Origin of the sequence: Margalitia sp. FSL K6-0131, from assembly GCF_038008735.1 — a bacterium.
GTDB lineage: Bacteria > Bacillota > Bacilli > Bacillales > Bacillaceae_C > Margalitia > Margalitia shackletonii.
The window spans coordinates 1,402,591-1,426,997 of sequence record NZ_JBBOZS010000001.1; the positions used below are offsets into that span (position 1 = coordinate 1,402,591).

Sequence of the window (24,407 nt, forward strand, 5' to 3'; positions counted from 1 at the left end):
ATATCAATGAAAAAACTTAGTACCGAGCATCCTGAAGTATTTATTATTAAACCTCATGCTTATGGAGATTATCGAGGATGGTTTATGGAAACATGGACTGAAAAAAAATTTGCTGATATAGGAATTGATACTCATTTTGCTCAAGAGAACCATAGTTTTACCGCAAAAAAAGGGACAATACGTGGACTTCATTTTCAAAAAAATCCATGGTCTCAATGTAAGTTAGTTCGATGTATTTCGGGGTCAATCCTCGACGTTGCTGTTGATATTCGTCTTGGTTCACCACATTATCTTAAATGGGTTGCTCTAGAATTAAGTGCTGAAAATAAGCGGCAATTATTTATACCCAGAGGTTTTGCCCATGGCTTTCTAACATTAACAGATAATGTAGAAGTTTTATATAAAGTTGATAATTTGTATAATAAAGAATCTGATCGTAGTATTATCTATTGTGATCCACAAATTTGTATTGATTGGGGAATTAATGAACCAATATTATCAGAAAAGGATTTAAATGCACCATTATTGGTTGAAAGTGATTGCAACTTCAAATATTAGAAATAAAATATTATTTTATAAACAAAAAATACTATTAAGTAATGAGGTTGATTTTATGGCTATTCAATTATTCGTACCGACATTCGATGTAGATGGATGTTTAGCAGAAATTAAAGAATGTCTTGAAAAAGGGTGGACAGGCTTAGGATTCAAAACTTTACAATTTGAAGAAGAGTGGAAAAGGTATACAGGATTACCTAACGCACATTTTTTAAACTCTGCAACATCAGGTCTTAATATAGCTTTTGATATTTTAAAAGAAAGATATGGTTGGAATGATGATACTGAGGTAATTACTACACCATTAACCTTTGTTTCGTCAAATCATGCGATCCTATTAGCTGGCCTTAAAGCAGTTTTTGCTGATGTTGATAATACTCTTTGTTTAGACCCTAATGATGTAGAAAAACGTATAACACCAAATACAAAAGCAATATTATATGTAGGTCTAGGTGGTAATACTGGACATTACGATGAGATTGTGTCACTTTGTGAAAAATACGATCTTAAACTTATTCTTGATGCAGCTCATATGGCGGGTACACGGTTAAATGGAGAAATCCCTGGCAAAGAAGCAGAAGTTGTTATATATTCCTTTCAGGCAGTTAAGAATCTTCCTACAGCAGATAGTGGAATGATTTGTTTTAAGAGTAGAGAACTGGATGATATAGTTAGAAAAAAAACTTGGCTTGGAATCAATAAAGATACTTTTGCTAGAATAAACACAAAAGGAAACTATAAATGGAAATATGATGTTGAATATGTTGGACAAAAGTATCATGGGAACTCAATTATGGCAGCAATTGGATTAGTACAATTGAAACATCTTGATAAAGAAAATTCATATCGAAGACAAATAGCTGAATGGTATACTAAAGGATTTGCCTCTTACAATGATAAGATTAAATTAATTGAAATACCGCAAAACTGTGAATCATCTAGGCATTTATTTCAGATAATAGTCGATGATAGAGATGGTTTAATTGAAGCACTCAATCAAGAAGAGATATTTCCAGGTGTTCACTATACGGATAACACCGAATATAGGATGTATGGATATGCAAATGGTACATGTCCAAATGCATCTTATATTAGTGATCATGTTATTTCATTACCTATGCATATGAGATTATCTTTTGATGATGTACAAACTATTATTAATACAATTTTAAAGTTTATTTCAAAATAATTATTTACTTGTAGTAGAAAATTGTAGTGTAGAGGTGAGTAATTGGAAAAAATTGTAGTGATAGGTGCGAATGAATCAATAAAGCCAGCTATTGTTAAAGCAAAAGAAATGGGTTTTGAAACCCATGTGTTTGCTTGGCCAACAGGAGATATCGGAGAAAAAATTGCTGATTATTTTTATCCTATTAGTATAGATAATAAAGAAAAAATTTTTGAAGTTTGTAAAGAAATTAAACCTGTTGGTGTTGTATCGATAACATCAGATTTTGCTGTACAAACAGTAAACTATATTGCACGTTCACTAGGCTTCAATAGTAATAGTGAAAAATCAGATTTAATTGCTAGAAATAAATTTCATATGCGTCTAGCTTTTAAAGAAGCAAAGATTGCTACACCTTGGTTTAAAAAATTGGATATGGATTATCGTACTAGTTTTGGAAACGAAAACCTTCAAGAACTTAAATATCCTCTTATTATTAAACCTACTGATAGGTGGAGTAGTAAAGGTGTAACAAGAGTGAATGGCTTTGACACTCTTTTTGCTTCAATTAATAAAGCTATTTCTGAATCACTCGAAGGAAATGCTATAATTGAAGAATTTATAGATGGCCCAGAATATAGTTGTGAATGTATCACATATGCAGGAAAACACCGATTTTTGGCTTTTACAAAAAAGTTTACAACTGGTTATCCCTCTTATATTGAAACTGGGCATGCACAACCATCAGATATTCCAAAAGAAATCCAAAAAAAGATTATTCCTGAAGTATTTAAAGCATTAGATGCGTTAAACATAGAGTATGGAGCTTCTCATACAGAGTTTAAATTATTAGAAAATGGAGAAATTCGTATTATTGAAGTTGGAGCAAGAATGGCAGGAGATTGTATCGGTACTGATTTAGTTCAAATATCTACAGGTTACGATTATGTCAAAATGGTAATAGATGTTGCAACTGGAAAGACACCGGAATTTGAAAGAACAAGTAACCCAAAAACTGCAATCATAAAATTTATATTAGATGAGAGTGATTTGGAAAAACTAAATTTAATACGAAAAAAATATCCAGATTATATATGGCGAGTTAGTAATATTGATGATCAAATTGGTTTACGCGAAGTATCTGATAGCTCAACTAGATTTGGTTATTTTATTTTAGCAATTGACATAGACAATGAAATAAAAAATTCTCTTATTGAAATCTTAAAATAATTAATAGGTGTAAAAATTATGAAGCAAAAAAAAATAATTATTTTTGGTAATACAAATTTTGCTAAGATGGTTAAATATTATATAGAAACGGATACTGACGAAAACTTTGTTGGTTTTACCGTTGACCAAAAGTTTATTGATAAAGATGATGTTAATCAAACAAATATTGTTCCTTTTGAAGAAATTGAATCTATATATCCTCAGGATGAGTACAAGATTTTACCTGTTATTGGTTATAACAAAATGAATGAAATACGAAGGAAAATACATCAAAGTATTAAATTAAAAGGATATGAAATTGCTTCTTTTGTTCACCCATCGGCAAACATAGCAAAAAATGTGGAATTAGGTGAAGGAAACATTTTCTTGGAGAATACACTTATACAGCCATTTGTTTCAATTGGAAATGGAAATATCTTTTGGAGCAATATAAATATTTCACATCATTCAATTATAGGTAATTTTAATTTTTTTGCCCCTTCTTCTTCGACCGCTGGGAATGTAATTATTCAAGATAATTGCTTTTTAGGAAACAATTGTACTGTAAAAAACGGAGTGGAGATAAAAAGTTATACTTTAATTGGAGCAGGAGCATATGTCTCAACTAATACTAAAGAAGACTCTGTGATTGTTCCTGCTAGAAGTAGTACTTTAAATAATGTGAGAAGCATGGACATAGATTTATTGTAATTTAAGTTTGTTGATTAATTAATTTTATTTATTATAATTTTCAAACTTTAAAAATTGATATACAATTATTTTCCTATTGTTTAATGCAGATAAGAAGGGATTCTAATATGAAAACTATTTTAGTAACTGGTGGAGCTGGATTTATTGGGAGTAACTTTGTTAAGTATATGTTAAATAAGTATCCCGATTATAAAATTATTAATATAGACGCTTTGACATACGCAGGGAATTTGATGAACTTAGATGATATATGGGATAATTCTAACCATATATTTATGAAAATTGACATAAAAGATAGAGAAAAGATTGAGAAGATTTTTGCTACATATAAAATAGACTTTGTTGTTAACTTTGCTGCTGAATCTCATGTAGACAGAAGCATAGAGGATCCACAGATATTTTTAAAAACTAATGTATTGGGGACTCAGGTACTGCTTGATATAGCTAAAAAGTATTGGAAGATTAACCCTTTCAATTATTATTGTAGAGATTATAAGTTAGGTGTTAAATATTTACAAGTATCTACTGATGAGGTTTACGGCTCATTAGGTGATTCAGGATTTTTTATAGAAACACTGCCCTTAAAGCCTAATAGCCCATATTCTGCATCAAAAGCAAGTGCGGACATGTTTGTTAGGGCATATCATGAGACTTTTGGTTTGCCAATTAACATAACACGTTGTAGTAATAATTATGGTCCTTACCAGTTCCCAGAAAAACTCATTCCCCTCATGATAATTAATAGTATTAACGGGAAAGAACTTCCAGTATATGGGAATGGTAAGAACATTAGAGATTGGCTTCATGTATTTGATCATTGTTCTGCTATAGATAAAGTTCTTCATCAGGGAATAGATGGAGAAATTTATAATATTGGTGGTAATAACGAAAAAGAGAATATCGAAATAGTAAAATTAATTTTAAAAACGTTGGGACGTTCTGAAGAATTGATCAATTATGTAGAAGATCGTCCCGGCCATGATAGAAGATATGCTATTAATAATACCAAAATAACTACACAGCTAGGTTGGAAACCAAAATATACTTTTGACCAGGGAATAAAAGAAACAATTAAATGGTATTTAAATAATACTAAATGGATCGATAGCATTATTTCTGGTGATTATCTAAAATACTCATGTTCGACAACTGCTTTGTTAAGTGGTGGCATTGTAAACCAAGAATCCAAAATAACTTAATACTGGATTCAATCCCACTAGATAAAGCAGATTTATCGTATTTGGAATTTGGTTAGGTGCAGATAATCTGCATCTTTCCTGAGTTGATAGCCACAGGTACGCTTTTCAATTTGTTTAAAAATCCAATTGATTTTGTGTTTTCTTGGAACTGAGATGTAAACATCAAGATGTCTAAAATGTATAACATTTAGACTATACGTTCATTGTAATTAATAATCCTGGATACCTTTCTTATAGGCAATCTTATAGGTTTTGAATTGAAATCTAATTAAACATTTGTATTCTAGGATTTTATGGGCGATCATATTTGGGTCTTGGTGAATTTTTTTCGTGTTCGGTTTCGAACTCTTCGCATCCTTGTTCAAAGAATAGGAAAAAATTGTGATCCTTTAACGGATCGAATCACAGTTTTTTTCTGTTGATTATATTTTGCGTTATAAATAATCAATCGATTTCTCTCTAGTTTTCTAGGAAGTGTTCCTTTTTTGAAATTGTGGACGTAAAATGCCAAAGTCTATACATAAACTAAATAATTTCTTCTTAATTCATGAATAGCTTGTATTTCCCATTTAATAACTTAGTTAATTTTTTATAGCCATAAGTAGACCCGTCACCTGAAATTTATTTCAGTAACCATTCTTTTATTTGTTCATTTGAAATTTTCTTTTCGTCCTCTTAAATGGCATAACCTGGTGCTCCACGTCCTTCACTTATTTGTTTTTCCTCTACACGACCATTTTTTATAATAATAAGTAGAAAGAAGAATGCCTTCTATATCTTAGTACGATTTGCTTTGCCTAGACATTAGTTATCTATTTATCGGTTACTTCAATTTTTAGATATTCTTTATTATGAGATCATACAGAATCTTAATATCTAAGTCTTTTTTACCTAATAGTTTTTTAATTTGATCTTTATCTTTAGATAACTTCTTTGTATCAGTAGATTGGTTTCTACTGCATTTTTTGTCCATTATATTTCCATTGAGCCCATATCAATCCGTGCGCCAAGATCTGAATTACTGTTTTAATGGCTTCTTTAAATATTTCTAAATTTAAGACTGAAGAATGATAAAAAAAGTATGTTTATACGATATATTTATTCTGATTAAAAGGTTAAAACAGGAGGAAATATGACGATATAAAGATTGTAAGTAATTTGCCAAAGTTTTAGGAGGAAGAATAAATGGAGAAAATCAATTCTACATTTATTCCTCAAATAAGAAAAACATCTATTGAAAATTATGCACAACAAACATTTGAGGGATCAAGACAAAATTTGAATGGAAATTCAAAAAACAATGAGGGATATGAGGTTTCTGAAACATTTTTGAAGGATACTGTTGAAACGGTTGAACACCTATTACCAGATCATTACTCAGTTAAATATAATTATCATGAGAAAACACAATCTTATTATGTTCAAGTAATTGACGATAATAATAATGAAGTTATTCGGGAAATTCCTTCTGAAAAGCTTTTAGATACATATGCTTCCATGAAAGAAATGTTAGGTATTTTGTTTGATATAAAAATATGATGAGGGAGGATTTTTAAATGGTTAATAGAATCGTGGGAACAGCCTCAGGGCTGGATATTGATAAAATAGTTAGTGATTTAATGAAATCAGAAAAAATACCGCAAGATACCATTTACCAAAAACAGCAATGGGCAACATATCAACGTGATTCATATCGAGAAATGAATCTTGCGATAGATACTTTTAGAAAAAGTGTGGACAATCTTCGTTTTCAAAGTACTTTCAATGCTTATAGCGCGATTAGTTCGAATACAAATAGTTTTACAGCTTCTTCTACATCAAATTCAGTTCCTGGAACTTATAGTGTAGTAGTAAATAGTACCGCATCAGTAGCTAATATGATCACTGCTCAGCCAATTACAAATGGTACGAATAAAGTAAAGTCCACTGACAAGATACTTAACCCTGGTGTTACTTCCCAAATAGAAATTCAAACAATAAGTGGAGTAGCTACTATCGACATTGATGAAAATACAACTTATGCTAGTTTAGCTAGCAAAATTGCTGGAGCAAGTGATGCAAGCGGAGCTTCTCTGGGAATAAGAGCTATGTTTGATGAAGCAACGTCAAGTTTTGTAATATCTTCTAAAGATTCAGGAGCGAATCAAAGTATAAAATTAACAGATAAGACTGGGAATGTAGCTAGTTTGATTTCAACTGGTGGCGATTCATCGAATGCTGGAGCAATAACTGGAGGGTTTAGTAAAACTATTCAAGGAACAGATGCTTCAGTAGATATTACAAGTGGTGGAGTAACTTCAAACGTTACAAGTTCAACCAACAATATTTCCGTATTTGGATTGAAAATTAATGTTTCAAATACTGGTTCAGGAACCATTTCAGTCAAATCAGACTCAGATGCCGTATTCAATACCATTAAGAACTTTGTAGATGCTTATAATAGCATAATTGATAAAGTAAATACTAAATTAAATGAAGATAGATATCGTGATTATCCTCCTTTAACAAAGGATCAACGAAATGCAATGAGTGAAAACGATGCTAAGCTTTGGGATGAAAAAGCGAAAAGTGGTACATTAACAAGGGATCCATTACTTAATGATGTTATGTCAACATTAAGACAGTATATGTCCGCTCCAGTAACTGGTATTGCAAGCAATGAGTTAAATTCCCTTTCAAAGATTGGAATCACTACACAGTATATGTCTCTTGATGGGAAATTACAGATTGACGAAACAAAACTAAGAAATGCCATCAATAATAATCCAGATCAAGTCATGAATTTATTTACTATATCCGATCCTAATGCAGACCCAAGTAAAAAGCCACCAGTTCCTGCTGATAAGAATAAAGAGGGAATTGGAGAACGTTTGTATGATATTTTAAATGATGCCGTAAGTAAGTTGAAAGAGAAAGCAGGCGCTCCTAATACTTCGGACAGTCTGGATACGAGTATTTTAGGGAAAAGTATCAGTGATTATGCTAATCAATATAATGATTGGACAGATAAATTACAGGATCTTGAAACTAGGTATTACAATCAGTTCAATGCAATGGATGCTGCTATCCAAAAATTAAACAGCCAAGTAAGCTATATTACTTCTGCTCTTGGTGGAGGGCGTTAATTAGCATAAAGAAGGAGTTTTAGTTAATGAATAAGACATACGAAGCCTATCAGCAGGTTTCAGTGACTACAGCTGCGCCTGGGGAATTAGTGCTAATGCTATATAATGGTTGTATTAAGTTTATTAAAATTGCAAAAAATGCAATGCTGGAAGAAAATATTGAAAAGAAACATCTCAATATTACAAAAGCACAAAACATTATTAATGAACTTATCGTAACCTTAAATATGGATTATGAAGTATCTAAAAACATGAGACAATTGTATGATTATATGAATAGAAGATTAATTGAAGCCAATATTAAAAATGATACTGCCATATTAGATGAGGTAGAACATTTTGTAGAGGAATTTAGAGATACATGGAAAGAAGTTATTAAGATTACCCGAAAAAATCAATTCAAATTGGGTGAAACTGTCTAATGTCTGCTGTCCATCAATTGTTAAGCCTCACTAAAAAGTTATATGAAGTATCTAAATCAGAGATAAATACTAATGTTGATGAGAAAATTCATGAAATTAATGATCTTTTAGAAAAGCGAGAGGCTGTGCTTTCAAATATTGATATACAATCTCTAAATGATGAAGAAAAAAAATATATAAAAGAAATAGTTGAAATGGATAGTGTTATTAAAGAACACTGTCAAACAATTTTATCAGGAATAAAGGAAAAAATAAGTAATCTCAACAAATCAAAAAATACTCAACATAAATATAGGAATCCCTATTCTCAAGTGAATCAAGCTTCAAGATTTTTTGATAAAAAAAATTAATAAAGAAATGAATACAGTTAAATGAATTTCATAAATTAAATCCCTTGTGTGTCAAGAGTTTTAAAGCACAATAAAAGGAGTACCTCCCCAAATGTCGAAATGAGTAGTTTAGTTATCACAACAAACTCAATGACTGGAGGGAGACACCCTTTATACGACTAGAAAGACTGTTTGACCTGCAAGAATTATATGATTTAAAACATCAATGAAAGATATATAAATCCATATGCCAACATGCAAACAGACGGCTTCTTTTACGACAAAAGAAATTAGAAAACTATTATTATCTAATCACCTGTTATTTCAGGTGATTTTTTTCATATATACAAATCCCTAAGCCTCTATTATAATTACATTAATTGTAAGAACATTCTCAGGGACAAGCTGGAGGAAACTTAATGGCACTCTATAATGTGATGGAAGAAATAGTACGGAACGCTTTACATGAAAATATCGAACAGTTGCATTTACCATGTAAGTGTGAACGATGCCAGGAGGATATTCTTGCCCTTTCCTTAAACAAATTGCCTGCTCAATATGTTGTCAATCAAGATAGTAGACCATATATTCGAGCAATGTATACAGCTGATCGTCAAGGTGCTACGAAAATACTTAGTACTGTTATTCAGGCAGCTGATGTGGTCGCGAAAAATAAACGATGTGGAAATTAAGACACCAAGAAAAAGGAGCATCTATGATTCGATTTATTCTAGCTTTTATTATTGCAGTACTTGCTGGAACGGTACTGACAATATTAAATGTGCCTGAAATACTAGTTTTTATCATTGCCTATATTATTGTTTTTGCAGTTTTATTATCTCCTGTTCTCTATTCATTGTATCGATCTAAAAACATGGAAAAACTAGAGAAGTTTTTAGTAAAAAGACAAAGGCATCCTTATTACCAGTTTATTTATGGGATGGCGAATAAAAACGATTCTCTAATAGAAGAGGCTTTTACTAAGCTGCAAAAGAAACCTCGAAAAAAGTCTTTTCAAGCATATATTCAAACCTTTTATGCACTCTATAAGCGAAATACAGAGGAAGCTAAGAGATTTGTTAATGAAATTCAAACGATTACTTTAAAAAATTATTACGAAGTGGCTATTGCGTTAGAGGAAAATAATCTGCAAGAGGCAAAAAATCTAATGCAGAAACCGTTAAAACCCTGGATGATACATGTGTTATTAGCAGAATTAGAGAAAAAGTATGGGAATCTGGATAAAGCGTCGGAGCATGCGAATAAAGCATTGGAATTAACAAGGGGATTACAACATTATATCATGGTAAAAGTATTTCAAAGAGAGTTCCAGAGTAACTTTTAAAAAAGGGTGGCATAGATCGAGGGCACTGAAAATCCTTCATTTTTTCAAAAGAATTAAATTGTAATATAGAAAAAGACGACATGAACATTCAAAAAGCGAATGTTGTGTCGTCTTTTTTGATTATTTTAGGGGTCTTTGCCCCATTATTTTGCATCCATTAGTTTTAGTATTCTTTTTAGATTCACAGTAAATATAGTCACGGCACCTTGTAATTCCATGCCAATTAGACCCGAGGATTCCGCAACATCGTACCCGTGTCTGTGTTTTAATTCGCTATTTTTAGCTTCTATTTTATATCGTTCTTTTGATTTTTCCTTAAAATAATCACTTTCTTGGAATTTTGCTTGTTCGGTATGATCATTTGATTTGATACTTACAGAGTAAGTCTTACTTTTCGCCCCTTCTTTATAACACCCTTCTTTGAAAGGGCATCGTTTACACTTTTCAATGTCAAAGAAGTATGTGTCCACTTGATTAGTAGCGACTCCTTTTTTTCCTCCTCGCGCTTTCCTTATAGCCATATGTCCAGCTTTACAAACATACATCCCTGCATCTTTATTGAATTCAAATTCATCTTCTTTTTTTCGAAAACCTTGTGTTACAGAAGGGTTTAACTTGGCTACTAATTTTATTTCCTTTTCTTTTGTGTATTCGATATTACCTTTTTCTGAATAGGCTGTATCACCAATAACCGTTTCAACTTTCATTCCAGCTTTGATACTTTTTTCAATCAGTGTTTCTAATTGCTTTCCATCATTCTTTTCTCCAGTCGTAACGGTTGCGGAGGTTATAATTCTTTCTTCGCACATGGCAATGTGTGTTTTATAACCAAAAAAGGATGAATCAGCGGTTTTATGACCTACTTTTGCATCTTTATCTTCGGAAATCTGTAAGTGTTCAATATCGTCGGTAACGGTTTCTTTTAAAAGGTTTAACTGCTCTTTCACCTTTGGATACTGGGTTAGGGTGTCCTCTTTTTCAATTACATCCATGAGTTTTTGACAATAGTCGATTTCATTTTCTAAGACGTCCGTTGTATTTTTAACGGGAAATTTATCTTTCATCGTTTCGTCGATGGAATAAATAGCTTTTCTTAGCTTTTTAGAGCGATCCATTAGGATTTCTCTAGGTGATTTCTGATTGTAGCGAGCTTTTGTATGGGTGGCATCCACGATAATGGATTTACTTTTGATGATTTCTTTCTCGATGGCAATTTCTACAGATTTATTAATAAGCATGTCTAATAGGTTTATATCTTTTAAACGAAGTTTTCGAAACTTCGTTAAAGAACTTGGCTCCATTACTGGCTCTTCCGGGGCCATATGAAGAAAATATTTAAAGGACATGTCGTATTTTGAACGTTCGACAACGTCAACATCAGATAAGTCATAGATGGTCTTTAATAATAAATATTTGAACATACGAATAGGGTCGATAGCGTTTCGACCATTATTATGGCAATATTTTTCCTTAAGTTCATCATAAACAAAAGAAAAATCGACCAAGTCATTTAGTCTACGTAACATATTATCCTTTGGAACAACTAAATCATAAATACCCATATAAGGACTTAGAATCATGGATTGTTGATTTTGTATCATAGTACCCACCCACTTGAAATTGATACTTATAATTATACAGCAAAAAAAGGTATAATTCCCTCAGATTATGAGGTATTATACCTTTCTCCATTAATTAGGGGGACTTTTTCAGTGCCCTCCATAGATCCGCCCTTTTATTTTTTTTACTTAAAAACGTAACTACAATAAGTCCAACGATTCGCAACCAGTGCTATTTTGTTAATCCAATCTTATATAATATTTCACAAAATCTTTTCTCCGAGCAGGTTAAAACCCAACCTATGTCAAATATATATATTTCGGCAATCTTCAGACATAGGGGGAAATTTTCATGGAACACTCAGTAGAGAAACAATTTACAAAAGAAATGATGAATAAAATATTAGCAACTTATCAACTGGACTCTAATTTTAAGAAGCTAGGTGATTTTGAGAATTATGCATTTGAGGTGTATCAAAACGGTGAAGCGAAAATTTTGAGGGTCACACATAGTTCCCATCGTTCACAGAAGGAGCTGGAATCGGAGCTTGATTGGATTCAGTATTTGCATGGCTGCGGAATCAGCATCCCGGCGGTTTTTCTATCGCCGAATGGGAAAACCGTAGAAGCTTTTGAGGCAGAGGATTCCGTTTTTTATGCATGCTTGTTTGAAAAAGCACCGGGCAATCCTGTAAAAGTTGATGATTTTAATGAAAAGCTTTTTCGTATTTGGGGAAAAGTAACCGGAAAAATGCATCGTGTTACAAAGAATTATCAACCAGGTGAAAACATTCAACCACGTTCTCATTGGAATGGGAATGATTTATTGCAATTGGAGTATTATTATCCGAAAGAGGATAAAGAAGCCTTGGCAGCTGCGCTTAAAGTAATAGAAGAAGTTGAAAAATTGCCTAGAACAAAAGATTCTTACGGGCTACTTCACACAGACATCCACAGCGGAAACTTTTTCTATGATGGAGAAACAATCCATATATTTGATTTTGATGATGCATGTTATCATTATTTTGCATCGGATATTGCTATTCCTTTATATTATTCAACTAATAGCAAGCATTTTTATGGAACGAAAGAGGAACGTAATGAATTTGCAAGAGGATTTTTAAAGGCTTTTCTTGAAGGGTATCGTGAAGAAAATACGCTTTCTCAAGATTGCTTAGAAACAATTCCGTTGTTTCTAAAGCAAAGAGATATTGAGTTATACGCTGTTTTTAGCAAAAAAGTGCCGATAGAGGATCGCAATGAAAGGATCCAGCATTGGATTGATGAAATAAAAGAGCGTATTGAAAAAAATGAAGCGATTGTGGATCTTGATTTAAGTGCTAATCTAATATAGAAAAAGAAGAGGCTCTTTCGATTGAAAAGCCTCTTCTTTGAGCTTTATTATTTTTACCAATAGTAAGGATATCCATAATAAGGGTAAGGATACGGATAACCATAAGGGCCACCAAGAGCGGTTCCTAATAAAGCGCCAGTAGCTAACCCGCCGATAAATGGCGCACCAAATCCAAATCCCCAAGGTCTCCCGAATCCGAAAGGCCTTCCAAAGCCTCCAAAGTGACCAAATCCAAAAGGTCTCCCAATAATTCTTTCATCTTGCGTGGGTTCACTATATCCATGTAAATAATCAGGATGCATTTCATTTCCTCCTCAAAAATATATTTTTATAAACATTTTCATTAAAGGATATGTTAAATAGGTGTAGGCGGTTTGGGTATATGCCTTAATATTGGAAATTAATTTTGGGATATTGTCCTAGTGAAAAAGTGACATTTTCGACAAATTTAAATATTTCCCGAGAAATTCGACAAATATCTTTTTAGGTTTAAGCAGGAATATAGACGTGTATAATAGAAATATATAATCATAGCAATAAAAATAGGTAATGTGTTCCGCAAGTCTTGTCTAGACAAGCCTATACTTACTTGGGACACAGCCAAAATAGGAGGAGTCCATATGATGAACTACAACATTCGTGGCGAAAACATTGAGGTAACTCCAGCAATAAGGGATTATGTAGAAAAGAAAGTAAGCAAGTTAGAGCGTTATTTTATTGAGGTACCCGATACCAATGTTCATGTCAATTTGAAGGTGTATCAAGGTAAAGGGTCTAAGGTAGAAGTCACCATCCCTCTTCCACAGCTTGTGTTGAGAGCAGAGGAAGTAAATGAGGACATGTATGCCGCAATTGATTTAATAACTGATAAATTGGAAAGACAAATCCGTAAACATAAAACAAAAGTAAACCGAAAACTCCGTGAAAATGGAAACCAAAGAGAGTTCTTTGCATCCAATGTCTCTACTAGTGTACAAGTAGAAGAGGATGAAAATGATTTAGAAGTTGTGAGAACAAAGCAATTTGATTTGAAACCGATGGACAGCGAGGAAGCTGTTCTGCAAATGAATCTTCTCGGCCACAGTTTCTTCGTCTACACTGATTCCGAAACGAATCAAACGAATATTGTGTACCGTCGTAAAGATGGAAAATATGGATTAATCGAAACAAAATAATGCAGAAAAAAATCCGTGACCTGGTGGTTGCGGATTTTTTGTTCGTTTAACTTAAAAAAATACTCACCGTATAGCGCAAGCAGCCATCGACTATTATATTTCTCCTTCTTCTCCCTGCAGGTAAGGGCATCAGGTGAAATTTGAAGTGCCAATTTCACTAGCTCGTGAACTATCTTACTGTGTTTCCTAAAATGCAAAAGGCACCCTAGGGAATTGTTTTGGCTGCAATATTTTGGACAGGTTACTGTATAATAATAGTAAAAAAAGATCTAATATGAGGTGCTCAAATGAAAATAGATGATATTGATCGTAAAATACTGCAGCTTTTAACAGAAAATGGACGCTTATCATATGCAGATATCGGAAAACAATTGAATTTATCTCGAGTGGCCGTTCGCGAGCGTGTCCATCAGTTGATGAATCATGGTGTAATTGAAAAATTTTCCGTCGTCATCAATTCGGAAAAAATCGGAAAACATGTATCCGCTTTTTTCGAAGTGGACTGTGAACCTGCCTATTTAGTAGAGGTTGCCCAAAAATTGGCGGACAACCCTAGTGTTGCAAGCTGCTATCAAATGACCGGACCAAGTACTTTACATATGCATGTGTTAGTGGATGATTTTTCTAGCCTAGAGCACTTTATTAACAATGAATTGTACAACTTAGAAGGCATCACAAGGGTGGAGAGTAATATTTTATTGCGGAGATTCAAGAGTCGAAATGGATTGAAGCTGTAGTTTCAGGAGACATTACAAATTTGAAGTGGATAATTGTTATGTTTTAGGTCTAAATACCTAAATCGGTCCATTGTTCCCCGTTTTCAGTCCATTCGAATGAAAATCTGTGCCGTTAACCATTTTACTGGTGCTAATTTGATAAACACTAATATTAGTTTGCAAAACCAGCCGAAATTGAAGTAAATCAAGATATCTGTTTCTAAAAGATTAAGAATTTTGTAGAAAAAAGGTAGTCATAAAGATAAATATTTACTATAATCATAGATAAAGATTACGTTTGTAAAACAAAATATCGATTTTGCTTTACAAATGTACAAAAAGGGGAGTGTAGAAACGTGAATCTTGATCACTTATATCAACCGTATCCTTCAACGAGAAATACTGTTTTTGCAAGAAATGGGATGGTTGCCACCTCACAGCCGCTTGCTGCACAGGCAGGGCTTGAAATCCTTCGCAAAGGCGGAAATGCCATTGATGCGGCGATTGCGACTGCTGCAGCTTTAACGGTTGTTGAGCCTACCTCTAATGGAATCGGTTCAGACTGTTTTGCTCTTGTTTGGACTGAAGGAAAGCTTCATGGGTTAAATGCCAGCGGACCTTCGCCAAAATCAATTTCAATAGAAGCTTTGCGCGAACGCGGGTATGAAAAAATGCCGGTTCATGGTGTGGTGCCTGTCACTGTGCCAGGTACACCATCGGGTTGGGCGGAGCTTTCCAAAAAATTTGGCCGGTTATCTTTAAAAGAAGTTCTTGAGCCTGCAATTCGTTATGCAGAAGAAGGCTATCCTTTAACACCAATTCTAGGCAAGTATTGGAAGTCTGCCTATCGTATTTACAAGCAAAACATGACTGGTGAGGAGTTCCAAGCATGGTTTGAAACCTTTGCACCGGAAGGAAGGGCACCAGAAATCGGAGAAATTTGGCGTTCACCTGGTCATGCCAGCACTTTAAGGGAGATAGCAGAAACTAATGCGGAAAGCTTTTATCGTGGGCCATTAGCAGAAAAAATCGCTGATTATGTGCAAAAACACAATGGATTTTTATCCAAAGAGGATTTAGCCGAGTATCGTGCTGAATGGGTAGAACCAATTTCTACGAATTATCGCGGTTATGATGTTTGGGAGATTCCGCCGAATGGTCAAGGATTAGTTGCTTTAATGGCGCTTAATATTGCCAGCGGTTTTGAGTTTACAGAGAAAGAAACAGTGGATACTTACCATAAACAAATTGAAGCGATGAAACTTGCGTTTACAGATGGAAAGGCGCATATTTCCGATATTCAACATATGCGAGTGGAAGTGAACCATCTTTTATCAGAGGAATATGCAGCAGAGCGTCGTGCGTTAATCGGGGAAGAAGCAATTACTCCTGATCCATATAAGCCGCCAAGCGGAGGAACCGTGTATTTGGCAGCTGCTGACGGAGAAGGTAATATGGTTTCTTTTATCCAAAGCAATTATATGGGATTTGGATCTGGAATTGTAGTGCCTGGCACCGGTATTGCTTTGCAAAATCGAGGAGCAGACTTCTCATTAGATCCCGAACATCCTAATGCGTTGAAGCCTGGTAAGAAAACGTATCATACGATTATTCCGGGATTTTTAACGAAAGGTGATCAAGCAGTTGGTCCGTTTGGGGTAATGGGCGGATACATGCAGCCGCAAGGACATTTCCAAGTCATTATGAATACCATTGATTTTCATTTGAATCCGCAAGCAGCACTGGATGCACCGCGCTGGCAGTGGACGGAAGGGAAAAAGATTCAAGTGGAACCTCATTTTCCAAACCATCTTGCGCAAGCTTTAGCACGCAAAGGCCATCAAATTCAAGTTGCCACGGATGGTGGCGGATTCGGCCGCGGCCAAGTGATTTGGCGTGACCCTGAAACAGGTGTGTTAATGGGTGGAACAGAATCCAGAACAGACGGCTCGATTGCGGTATTTTAGGAAATGTTTCCTAACAAGGTAAATACAAAAATATAAGTGAATCGTTTTTGAAACGCAGTCTCAAACTAAAACAACCAGTGGAAGACACAAAAAAGGAATGTGATAAAGTGAAATCTTGGGATATATTTGTTGCCTTTTTCCGGTCGGGAATGCTTGGATACGGAGGAGGACTTTCGGCTATTCCGCTAATGAAAAGGGAAGTCGTGGACATATATAAGTGGATGGAAGAAGAGGAATTCTCCGATATTTTAGCGTTAGCCAACACACTTCCAGGACCTATTAATACGAAAATGTCCGGTTATATTGGATGGCGCGTTGGTGGCTTCTGGGGCATGATGAGTGCATTAGTAGGTACCGTGCTTCCAACCGTCGTTTTGTTGATCATTTTTTTAACAGTATTACATGAATACAAGGATAAGCCTTGGGTGAATGGAATGTCTCGAGCAGTAATACCAATTGCAGGTGTAATGCTAGGAGTGTTGACATGGGATTTTATCAAAAAATCCAAAAACACGATGGGATGGACAATGACTGTGATTCTTCTAGTAATAAGTATTGTAGTGATGCAGGTTTTAGGAATCCATCCGGCTATTTTAATCGTAGGCTTACTTGTCTCTGCCCTCCTTTCTAAAAATAAGAAGGAAGAAAAGCAGGTGAAGGCATCATGATATACTGGCAGATTTTTTTAGCGAACTTTATGGCTAACCTTTTAGGCTATGGAGGCGGGCCAGCAACGATACCCCTTCTCGAGCATGAGGTTGTAGACCGTTATCATTGGTTTTCCGTCCATGAGTTTAGTGAGATGGTTGCACTTGGAAATGCATTACCGGGTCCAATTGCCACAAAACTTGCGGGATATATCGGATACTCACAAGGCGGCGTAATTGGTGCCATCATTGCTTTGTTCGCAAGTGTTGCTCCTTCCCTAATTTTAATAATTGCCTTGCTCGGTATTTTGATGAAATTTAAGGACACTGCCAAGGTGAAAAATATGACGAAGCTCGTTCGCCCGGCAATTGCAGTGCTATTAGGCGTTATGACGATCGACTTTTTTACCACTTCTTATAAAGGGGTTGGAATCGTTCAAACAGCGATAATCGGGATTGTTAGTTTATTGCTGTTAGAAAAATGGAAGGTTAGTCCTGTGTATGTTATCTGCGGAGCGTTAGTGTACGGAGCGATTTTTTTAGGGTGAATAAATATTTGAGGACAAGTGCTAGAGGATTAGTGCTTGTCTTTTTGTGGGAGTGCAATGATAAAATCTAGTGAAATTAAGCGGACAGGAGTAATGTTTTTTGAGTCTGACAAAACATCCCGGGAAGTTCCCCACCTTCCATAAGGTTCAGCATTTAGTAAGGACAGATCAGCAAAATATAGAAAAAATTCCGCAAAACTCCCGCAAAAAAATACTTAGCGGACACCAGATCCGTTATGTGTGACAAAACGCATTAATTTCCTATGTTAGAGGACACACGTTCCGCTATCAGCAAAAAAAGCAGTGATTTCTTGTGTTTTTTCGTAAATAACGGAACCTCAGTCCGCTTAACCACTAAATTAGGGCGATTTGTCACATATAACGGAACGTGTGTCCTCTAACCAATAAAATAGTTCAACGAGATCATATCGGAACACTATTTTCACTAGGAAACCCCATATTTTATATTTTCATCCTTTTCCCAACAATCCATTTCACCTCTTTGGTTGTCACTTCATAGGTTAAAATGTTAAAATTTAAAAAGTAGTATAATAGGTAAGTCGTGTGAGAGGATTTTTTCTACTCCGCAAAGAATGTATATAGAGACAGTTTCTGTATAGTCGTTGTTTCTCGTCAAACGGCTATAAATTCTAATATAGAATTCATTTCGGGGCATCTTTTCTTATATTCGATGGTCAAACCTAGCCCAAACAGGGATTTACAAGGTTTTCGTCATCATAAGCAATATAGTTTAAGAAAAGAGCCTTAATAGAAGGCTCTCACAGTTGATGATAAAGGAGCGTTATAGATGGTTGCTTTTTTAGAAAAAGTGTTTGATGCAAATAAACGCGAAATAAAGCGTCTTGATAAGTTAGCAAACCAAATTGAAGAGTTAGCCTCTGATATGGAGAAGCTTTCAGATGATCAGCTTCGTGACAAGACAGAGGAGTTTAAAGAACGCTATCAAAAAGGGGAAACATTAGACGATTTACTTGTAGAGGCATTTGCGGTTGTCCGTGAAGGGGCGCGCCGGGTGCTTGGATTGTATCCATATCATGTTCAGCTAATGGGTGGTATTTCCCTTCATGAAGGAAATATTTCTGAAATGAAGACAGGTGAAGGTAAAACATTAACGGCAACCATGCCTGTTTATTTGAATGCTCTATCTGGCAAAGGAGTGCACGTTGTAACAGTCAATGAATACTTGGCAAGCCGTGACGCGACTGAGATGGGCGAGCTTTATAACTTTTTAGGCCTATCTGTAGGGTTGAACCTAAACAGTATGTCTAGCGAAGAAAAACAAGAAGCGTATGCAGCAGATATTACGTATGGAACCAATAATGAATTCGGGTTCGATTACCTGCGGGACAACATGGTTTTATATAAAGAGCAGCGTGTGCAAAGACCGCTTTTTTATGCGGTTATTGACGAGGTTGACTCGATTTTAATTGATGAGGCGCGTACACCGCTAATTATTTCTGGTCAGGCGCAAAAGTCAACAAATCTTTATATTCAAGCGAATGCTTTCGTTCGTACATTGAAAAAAGAAGAAGATTATACCTATGATGAAAAAACTAAAAGCGTTCAGTTGACAGAGGAAGGTATTAGCAAAGCGGAACGTTCCTTTGGTATCGACAACTTGTTCGATATTAATCACGTAACGTTGAATCACCATATCAATCAAGCGTTAAAGGCAAATGTATCGATGCATATTGATGTGGATTATGTTGTGCAAGATGGAGAAATTGTTATCGTTGACCAGTTTACTGGCCGTTTGATGAAGGGACGCCGTTTCAGTGACGGATTGCATCAAGCAATCGAAGCGAAAGAAGCGGTAGAAATTCAGAATGAAAGTATGACAATGGCGACCATTACGTTCCAAAACTACTTCCGTATGTATGAAAAGCTTGCCGGGATGACTGGTACGGCGAAAACGGAAGAAGAGGAATTCCGTAATATTTACAATATGAGAGTAATTGTCATTCCGACAAACAAACCAATTGCACGTGATGACCGTCCGGATTTAATCTATGCATCGATGGATGGAAAATTCCGTGCGGTGGTAGAGGATATTGCAGAGCGCAATAAAAAAGGGCAGCCAGTCCTTGTAGGTACTGTTGCCATCGAAACATCGGAATTAATTTCCCAATATTTATCGAAAAAAGGTATTCGCCATAATGTCTTGAATGCGAAAAATCATGAGCGTGAAGCAGAAATTATTGCTCTTGCCGGTGAAAAAGGATCCGTAACGATTGCGACGAATATGGCTGGCCGTGGTACCGATATCAAGCTTGGTGAAGGTGTCGTTGAGCTTGGCGGTCTTGCTGTTATTGGTACAGAACGTCATGAATCACGCCGTATTGATAACCAGCTCCGCGGACGTTCTGGACGTCAAGGGGATCCTGGTATTACCCAATTTTATCTTTCTATGGAAGATGAATTGATGCGCCGCTTCGGTTCCGACAATATGAAAAACATGATGCAGCGGCTAGGAATGGATGATTCACAGCCAATTCAAAGTAAAATGGTATCCAAAGCGGTGGAATCTGCACAAAAACGTGTAGAAGGAAATAACTTTGATGCACGGAAGCAGTTATTACAATACGATGATGTACTTCGCCAACAACGTGAAATTATCTACAACCAGCGTAATGAAGTTATCGATTCCGAAAATCTGCGTGACATTGTGGAGAATATGATCAAAAGTGTTATTGAACGCGCTGTTGAACTTCATACTCCAAAACACGAAGACGAGGAAAATTGGAATCTGCAAGGACTTGTCGACTATGTTCACGGTAATCTTTTACACGAAGGTGCTGTATCCGTTAACGATTTCCTTGGCAAAGAACCAGAGGAAATGGTGGATCTGATCTTTGAAAAAGTGAAAAAGGATTATGATGAAAAAGAGGAATCATTAGGTTCTGAACAAATGCGCGAGTTTGAAAAGGTTGTCCTTCTTCGTGCTGTTGATACGAAATGGATTGATCATATTGATGCAATGGATCATTTACGTCAAGGTATCCATTTACGTGCTTACGGACAAGTTGATCCGCTTCGTGAATATCAAAGTGAAGGCTTTGCTATGTTCGAAGGCATGGTCACTGCCATTGAAGAAGATGCAGCTAAATATATCATGAAGGCTGAAATTCGCAATAATCTGCAGCGTGAAGAGGTAGCGAAAGGCCAGGCGGTAAATCCAAAAGAAGATGGGGAAACCGTTAAGAAGAAGCCTGTCCGTAAGAAACAGGATATTGGCCGAAACGCCCTTTGCCCATGCGGAAGCGGGAAAAAATATAAGCAATGCCATGGGAAAAATCTTTAAAATAAATGAACACTAGCTTTTTATTCGGAATCGTCTCTTCAGACTAACCAAGGCGATTCCGATTTCTTGCTGTTTATAGCAGGGGCTACGTTTAGCTTCAGCGCCATCAGATGTTCAAGGTGCTTACGTATTTGAAATCAACATGAGGTGAAACTATATGGAATTATTTGAAATTAGAACTGAGCTTGAAAAAACTGCTGTGAAATTAGCTGATTTTAGGGGGTCTCTTTGACCTCGAAAATAAAGAGGCACGCATTGCTGAATTAGATGAAATCATGCTGGAGCCAAATTTCTGGAATGATCAGCAAGGTGCTCAAAAGGTAATTAATGAAGCAAATGGTTTAAAGGATTTGGTGAATGAATACAAGGAACTCGTTGATACACAAGAGAACCTTGAACTTACACATGATCTAGTAAAAGAAGAAGAGGATCCAGACTTACGTGCTGAATTGGAATCTGAACTTCAGGAGTTAGTTACGCGATTAAATGAATTTGAACTTCAGCTTCTATTAAGCGAACCATACGATAAAAACAATGCTATTCTGGAGCTTCATCCAGGTGCCGGCGGAACAGAATCACAGGATTGGGGTTCTATGCTTCTTAGAATGTATACTCGTTGGGGTGAAAAGAAAGGTTTCAAAGTGGAAACACTTGATTATCTTGCCGGAGACGAAGCTGGAATTAAAAGTGTAACCTTGTTAATTAAAGGTCACAATGCATATGGTTATTTAAAAGCGGAAAAAGGGGTTCACCGTCTTGTGCGGATTTCCCCATTTGATTCATCAGGCCGCCGCCATACTTCCTTCGTATCCTGCGAAGTGATGCCGGAATTTGATGATGATATCGAAATCGAAATTCGAACGGAAGATCTTAGAATTGACACCTACCGTTCAAGTGGAGCGGGTGGACAGCATATTAACACAACAGACTCTGCGGTAAGGATTACACACATCCCAACGGGTGTCGTTGTTTCCTGTCAATCAGAACGCTCCCAAATTAAAAACCGCGAAACTGCAATGAGTATGTTAAAAGCGAAACTTTATCAACGTGAAATCGAAGAAAAAGAAAAGCAATTAGCAGAAATTCGCGGTGAGCAAAAGGAAATCGGCTGGGGAAGTCAAATCCGTTCCTACGTTTTCCATCCGTATTCAATGGTGAAGGATCACCGTACCAATACGGAAAGCGGAAATGTGCAGGCAGTGATGGATGGCGATATCGATCCATTTATCAATGCTTACCTTCGTTCCCGACTTTCGTAAGCATAATACACATAAAACTCTCATGCCATGGCACACTAGGCATGAGAGTTTTTTATTTAAAAATGTACGAATGCAAAAATAGCGCCGAAAGCGGGAGCAGCTATTCGTATACTGCAGTTTATTACCATGCAAACTTGACCATAAAATATTCAAAACTCTTTATAGACACTCCTATCACCCCCATGCTATACTCTCTGTCGGTAGTCTATACAACTTAGAAGGGAAATTAGTACATGAAGAAACGCAGAGGAGAAGCTACAGCAAATCACTTTCAATCAAAAATCTTAGAATACATATACATATTAATTGGATCTGCCATTATTGCGATAGCCTTTAATGCCTTTTTACTCCCAAATGAAGTAGCATCTGGCGGCGTCAGCGGCATAAGTACCATTTTTCATGGATTATTCGGTTGGAAGCCAGCCTATGTCCAATGGGCATTTAATATCCCGTTATTCATTGCTGGGCTTATCTTTTTAGGATTTCAATTCGGAGTCAAAACTTTAGTTGGAACCATCTTTTTGCCTTTTGTCGTATTTTTAACGGAACATATGAAGCCTTGGACAAATGATCCGTTATTAGGTGCATTATTTGGCGGAGTAGGTGTCGGTCTTGGGCTTGGCATTGTTTTTAGAGGAAAGGCTTCAACCGGCGGAACTGATTTAGCAGCTCAAATCATTCATAAGTTTACTGGTTTAACTCTTGGAACTTGTGTTGTTATTATCGATGGTCTAGTAGTATTATCAGCCGCTATCGTATTTGATATTGAAAAAGCGCTTTATGCACTGATTGGACTTTTTGTCACAAGCAAAACGATTGATTTAGTGCAGCTTGGAATTAGCCGTTCTAAGACAGCTTTAATTATTACGGACAAGCAGCAGGAAATTCGTGAAGGAATTTTGCATAAAATTGACCGTGGTGTGACAAAACTATCAGCATATGGGGGCTTTACAGAAAACGAAAAACCCGTTCTCATGTGTGTGGTCGATCAAACTGAATTCATAAAGTTGAAACAATTAGTAAAAAGTCTTGATCCGACTGCGTTTGTCATCGTTATGGATGCTTTTGAAGTGCTTGGGGAAGGTTTCAAAAAAAGTTAGAATTGCTATAATGGAAATGCGAGAAACATTTTCCATTCCTAAGGAGGAAAAAGGATGAAAAGAAAAATAATTGGAGTTATCATGATTGTTATGCTTGCATTTGCGATGGTTGCTTGTTCAAGTAAATCAAAGGATACAAGTGAAAAAACAACTAACAAAACTACCACTACTGCAAATGCGGGCGATGCTCAAAAGCTTTTTGATGCAAAATGCTCTTCATGTCATGGCAAAGATCTTGCAGGTAATGTTGGTCCAAACCTACAAAAAATCGGTTCCAAATATAGTAAAGATGAAATTTTAAACATCATTAAAAATGGTAAAGGCAACGGAGCTATGCCTGCTGGATTATACAGTGGGAAAGATGCAGATACAATTGCCACTTGGTTATCTAATAAAAAATAATAATTAAAAGAAAAGGACTTGATGTTTATCATCAGGTCTTTTTTCATAGTCAAGATTGTATTTTTTAACCTATTAGTTCTTTGTGCCTATTTTATATGAATTTCATGCCATTATACACCTACTTTTAAGTATGTTTTATAAAAAAACTGCCTAATATGACAAATTGCCCCATAATAAATATGTAGTAAAAATATCTTTACTTTAATGTAACCTCACGGATTGAAATAAAAATGTAATATGCTTACTGCTACTGGGATGTTATAATAATTCTGTGATTCATTTCGATGATTTA

23 protein-coding genes are annotated in these 24,407 nt (G+C 35.6%); 21 read left to right on the forward strand and 2 right to left on the reverse strand.

Going from position 1 to position 24,407, the window contains the following annotated elements; translation table 11 throughout:
• The first annotated feature begins 6 nt into the window (after positions 1 to 6).
• The 11 genes from rfbC to NSQ59_RS06730 all read left to right on the forward strand — a co-directional run bounded on the left by rfbC (position 7) and on the right by NSQ59_RS06730 (position 10,066).
• Positions 7 to 558, forward strand: a complete 552-nt coding sequence (gene rfbC, locus NSQ59_RS06680; protein ID WP_340830294.1) for a dTDP-4-dehydrorhamnose 3,5-epimerase — start codon at positions 7 to 9, stop codon at positions 556 to 558.
• On the forward strand, positions 515 to 1,747 hold the full coding sequence (locus tag NSQ59_RS06685) for a DegT/DnrJ/EryC1/StrS family aminotransferase (RefSeq protein ID WP_340830296.1): 1,233 nt from the start codon (positions 515 to 517) through the stop codon (positions 1,745 to 1,747). Before rfbC ends, NSQ59_RS06685 begins: the two co-directional genes overlap by 44 nt.
• A 42-nt stretch (positions 1,748 to 1,789) precedes the next feature.
• Positions 1,790 to 2,956: an ATP-grasp domain-containing protein gene (locus tag NSQ59_RS06690; RefSeq protein ID WP_340830298.1), complete on the forward strand. Its 1,167-nt coding sequence runs from the start codon at positions 1,790 to 1,792 to the stop codon at positions 2,954 to 2,956.
• 18 nt (positions 2,957 to 2,974) lie between these two features.
• Positions 2,975 to 3,646 carry an acetyltransferase gene (locus NSQ59_RS06695; protein WP_340830300.1) on the forward strand — a complete coding sequence of 224 codons (672 nt, stop codon included), beginning with the start codon at positions 2,975 to 2,977 and terminating at the stop codon, positions 3,644 to 3,646.
• A gap of 107 nt (positions 3,647 to 3,753) precedes the next feature.
• Positions 3,754 to 4,845, forward strand: a complete 1,092-nt coding sequence (gene rfbB, locus NSQ59_RS06700; RefSeq protein ID WP_340830302.1) for a dTDP-glucose 4,6-dehydratase — start codon at positions 3,754 to 3,756, stop codon at positions 4,843 to 4,845.
• Positions 4,846 to 6,030: 1,185 nt separating this feature from the next.
• Entirely contained in the window at positions 6,031 to 6,384 is a 354-nt protein-coding gene (locus NSQ59_RS06705) for a flagellar protein FlaG (RefSeq protein WP_340830304.1), read from the forward strand.
• A gap of 17 nt (positions 6,385 to 6,401) precedes the next feature.
• Positions 6,402 to 7,970, forward strand: a complete 1,569-nt coding sequence (gene fliD, locus NSQ59_RS06710) for a flagellar filament capping protein FliD (protein WP_340830306.1) — start codon at positions 6,402 to 6,404, stop codon at positions 7,968 to 7,970.
• Positions 7,971 to 7,996: 26 nt separating this feature from the next.
• Positions 7,997 to 8,392, forward strand: coding sequence for a flagellar export chaperone FliS (gene fliS / locus NSQ59_RS06715; protein WP_340830308.1), 396 nt, complete (start codon positions 7,997 to 7,999; stop codon positions 8,390 to 8,392).
• Positions 8,392 to 8,742 carry a hypothetical protein gene (locus NSQ59_RS06720; RefSeq protein ID WP_340830310.1) on the forward strand — a complete coding sequence of 117 codons (351 nt, stop codon included), beginning with the start codon at positions 8,392 to 8,394 and terminating at the stop codon, positions 8,740 to 8,742. Before fliS ends, NSQ59_RS06720 begins: the two co-directional genes overlap by 1 nt.
• 398 nt (positions 8,743 to 9,140) lie before the next feature.
• Positions 9,141 to 9,413 carry a late competence development ComFB family protein gene (locus tag NSQ59_RS06725; RefSeq protein ID WP_340830312.1) on the forward strand — a complete coding sequence of 91 codons (273 nt, stop codon included), beginning with the start codon at positions 9,141 to 9,143 and terminating at the stop codon, positions 9,411 to 9,413.
• A gap of 23 nt (positions 9,414 to 9,436) precedes the next feature.
• Positions 9,437 to 10,066: a hypothetical protein gene (locus tag NSQ59_RS06730; RefSeq protein WP_340830314.1), complete on the forward strand. Its 630-nt coding sequence runs from the start codon at positions 9,437 to 9,439 to the stop codon at positions 10,064 to 10,066.
• 143 nt (positions 10,067 to 10,209) lie between these two features.
• Here NSQ59_RS06730 and NSQ59_RS06735 read toward each other — a convergent pair whose 3' ends face one another.
• Positions 10,210 to 11,667: an IS1182 family transposase gene (locus tag NSQ59_RS06735; RefSeq protein WP_340830316.1), complete on the reverse strand. Its 1,458-nt coding sequence runs from the start codon at positions 11,665 to 11,667 to the stop codon at positions 10,210 to 10,212.
• Between the two features lie 310 nt (positions 11,668 to 11,977).
• On the opposite strand from NSQ59_RS06735, the gene NSQ59_RS06740 reads away from it, so the two are divergent.
• On the forward strand, positions 11,978 to 12,979 hold the full coding sequence (locus NSQ59_RS06740) for a phosphotransferase enzyme family protein (protein ID WP_340830318.1): 1,002 nt from the start codon (positions 11,978 to 11,980) through the stop codon (positions 12,977 to 12,979).
• A 53-nt stretch (positions 12,980 to 13,032) separates the two neighbouring features.
• On the opposite strand, the gene NSQ59_RS06745 is transcribed toward NSQ59_RS06740, so the two are convergent.
• Positions 13,033 to 13,281, reverse strand: coding sequence for a hypothetical protein (locus tag NSQ59_RS06745; protein ID WP_340830320.1), 249 nt, complete (start codon positions 13,279 to 13,281; stop codon positions 13,033 to 13,035).
• 318 nt (positions 13,282 to 13,599) lie between these two features.
• Between NSQ59_RS06745 and hpf the strand changes: the two genes are divergently transcribed.
• The 9 genes from hpf (at position 13,600) to cccB (ending at position 24,115) form a co-directional block, all read left to right on the forward strand.
• A complete protein-coding gene (gene hpf / locus NSQ59_RS06750) occupies positions 13,600 to 14,154 on the forward strand; it encodes a ribosome hibernation-promoting factor, HPF/YfiA family (RefSeq protein ID WP_055738713.1) in 555 nt (184 codons plus the stop codon).
• Positions 14,155 to 14,441: 287 nt separating this feature from the next.
• Positions 14,442 to 14,891: an Lrp/AsnC family transcriptional regulator gene (locus NSQ59_RS06755; RefSeq protein ID WP_055738714.1), complete on the forward strand. Its 450-nt coding sequence runs from the start codon at positions 14,442 to 14,444 to the stop codon at positions 14,889 to 14,891.
• A 335-nt stretch (positions 14,892 to 15,226) separates the two neighbouring features.
• The gene (locus tag NSQ59_RS06760; protein ID WP_340830323.1) at positions 15,227 to 16,837 is read left to right on the forward strand and encodes a gamma-glutamyltransferase family protein; all 1,611 of its coding nucleotides are present in this window, start codon (positions 15,227 to 15,229) and stop codon (positions 16,835 to 16,837) included.
• Between the two features lie 107 nt (positions 16,838 to 16,944).
• Positions 16,945 to 17,505: a chromate transporter gene (locus tag NSQ59_RS06765; RefSeq protein WP_055741150.1), complete on the forward strand. Its 561-nt coding sequence runs from the start codon at positions 16,945 to 16,947 to the stop codon at positions 17,503 to 17,505.
• The gene (locus NSQ59_RS06770) at positions 17,502 to 18,032 is read left to right on the forward strand and encodes a chromate transporter (protein ID WP_055738716.1); all 531 of its coding nucleotides are present in this window, start codon (positions 17,502 to 17,504) and stop codon (positions 18,030 to 18,032) included. Before NSQ59_RS06765 ends, NSQ59_RS06770 begins: the two co-directional genes overlap by 4 nt.
• An 808-nt stretch (positions 18,033 to 18,840) precedes the next feature.
• Positions 18,841 to 21,354: a preprotein translocase subunit SecA gene (gene secA, locus NSQ59_RS06775; protein ID WP_055738717.1), complete on the forward strand. Its 2,514-nt coding sequence runs from the start codon at positions 18,841 to 18,843 to the stop codon at positions 21,352 to 21,354.
• Positions 21,355 to 21,511: 157 nt separating this feature from the next.
• Positions 21,512 to 22,613, forward strand: a protein-coding gene (gene prfB / locus NSQ59_RS06780) for a peptide chain release factor 2 (RefSeq protein ID WP_152982355.1) whose coding sequence is annotated in 2 segments (ribosomal slippage) — positions 21,512 to 21,583 and positions 21,585 to 22,613 — 1,101 coding nt in all. Because the reading frame shifts where the segments join, the coding sequence is not laid out codon by codon here.
• Positions 22,614 to 22,846: 233 nt separating this feature from the next.
• Positions 22,847 to 23,713 (forward strand): YitT family protein, encoded by an 867-nt coding sequence (locus NSQ59_RS06785; protein WP_340830330.1) that lies wholly within the window; start codon positions 22,847 to 22,849, stop codon positions 23,711 to 23,713.
• Between the two features lie 54 nt (positions 23,714 to 23,767).
• Positions 23,768 to 24,115 carry a cytochrome c551 gene (gene cccB / locus NSQ59_RS06790; protein ID WP_055738720.1) on the forward strand — a complete coding sequence of 116 codons (348 nt, stop codon included), beginning with the start codon at positions 23,768 to 23,770 and terminating at the stop codon, positions 24,113 to 24,115.
• The last annotated feature ends 292 nt before the right edge of the window (positions 24,116 to 24,407 follow it).

Excerpts from the sequence above, each read along its gene's own strand:
- NSQ59_RS06730 (WP_340830314.1), top strand. The coding sequence starts at position 9,437 with ATGATTCGATTTATTCTAGCTTTTATTATTGCAGTACTTGCTGGAACG.
- NSQ59_RS06685 (WP_340830296.1), top strand. The coding sequence starts at position 515 with ATGCACCATTATTGGTTGAAAGTGATTGCAACTTCAAATATTAGAAAT.
- hpf (WP_055738713.1), top strand. The coding sequence starts at position 13,600 with ATGATGAACTACAACATTCGTGGCGAAAACATTGAGGTAACTCCAGCA.
- NSQ59_RS06770 (WP_055738716.1), top strand. The coding sequence starts at position 17,502 with ATGATATACTGGCAGATTTTTTTAGCGAACTTTATGGCTAACCTTTTA.
- rfbB (WP_340830302.1), top strand. The coding sequence starts at position 3,754 with ATGAAAACTATTTTAGTAACTGGTGGAGCTGGATTTATTGGGAGTAAC.
- NSQ59_RS06755 (WP_055738714.1), top strand. The coding sequence starts at position 14,442 with ATGAAAATAGATGATATTGATCGTAAAATACTGCAGCTTTTAACAGAA.
- NSQ59_RS06720 (WP_340830310.1), top strand. The coding sequence starts at position 8,392 with ATGTCTGCTGTCCATCAATTGTTAAGCCTCACTAAAAAGTTATATGAA.
- secA (WP_055738717.1), top strand. The coding sequence starts at position 18,841 with ATGGTTGCTTTTTTAGAAAAAGTGTTTGATGCAAATAAACGCGAAATA.
- fliD (WP_340830306.1), top strand. The coding sequence starts at position 6,402 with ATGGTTAATAGAATCGTGGGAACAGCCTCAGGGCTGGATATTGATAAA.
- cccB (WP_055738720.1), top strand. The coding sequence starts at position 23,768 with ATGAAAAGAAAAATAATTGGAGTTATCATGATTGTTATGCTTGCATTT.
- NSQ59_RS06705 (WP_340830304.1), top strand. The coding sequence starts at position 6,031 with ATGGAGAAAATCAATTCTACATTTATTCCTCAAATAAGAAAAACATCT.
- NSQ59_RS06725 (WP_340830312.1), top strand. The coding sequence starts at position 9,141 with ATGGCACTCTATAATGTGATGGAAGAAATAGTACGGAACGCTTTACAT.
- fliS (WP_340830308.1), top strand. The coding sequence starts at position 7,997 with ATGAATAAGACATACGAAGCCTATCAGCAGGTTTCAGTGACTACAGCT.
- NSQ59_RS06740 (WP_340830318.1), top strand. The coding sequence starts at position 11,978 with ATGGAACACTCAGTAGAGAAACAATTTACAAAAGAAATGATGAATAAA.
- rfbC (WP_340830294.1), top strand. The coding sequence starts at position 7 with ATGAAAAAACTTAGTACCGAGCATCCTGAAGTATTTATTATTAAACCT.
- NSQ59_RS06785 (WP_340830330.1), top strand. The coding sequence starts at position 22,847 with ATGAAGAAACGCAGAGGAGAAGCTACAGCAAATCACTTTCAATCAAAA.
- NSQ59_RS06745 (WP_340830320.1), bottom strand. The coding sequence starts at position 13,281 with ATGCATCCTGATTATTTACATGGATATAGTGAACCCACGCAAGATGAA.
- NSQ59_RS06735 (WP_340830316.1), bottom strand. The coding sequence starts at position 11,667 with ATGATACAAAATCAACAATCCATGATTCTAAGTCCTTATATGGGTATT.
- NSQ59_RS06695 (WP_340830300.1), top strand. The coding sequence starts at position 2,975 with ATGAAGCAAAAAAAAATAATTATTTTTGGTAATACAAATTTTGCTAAG.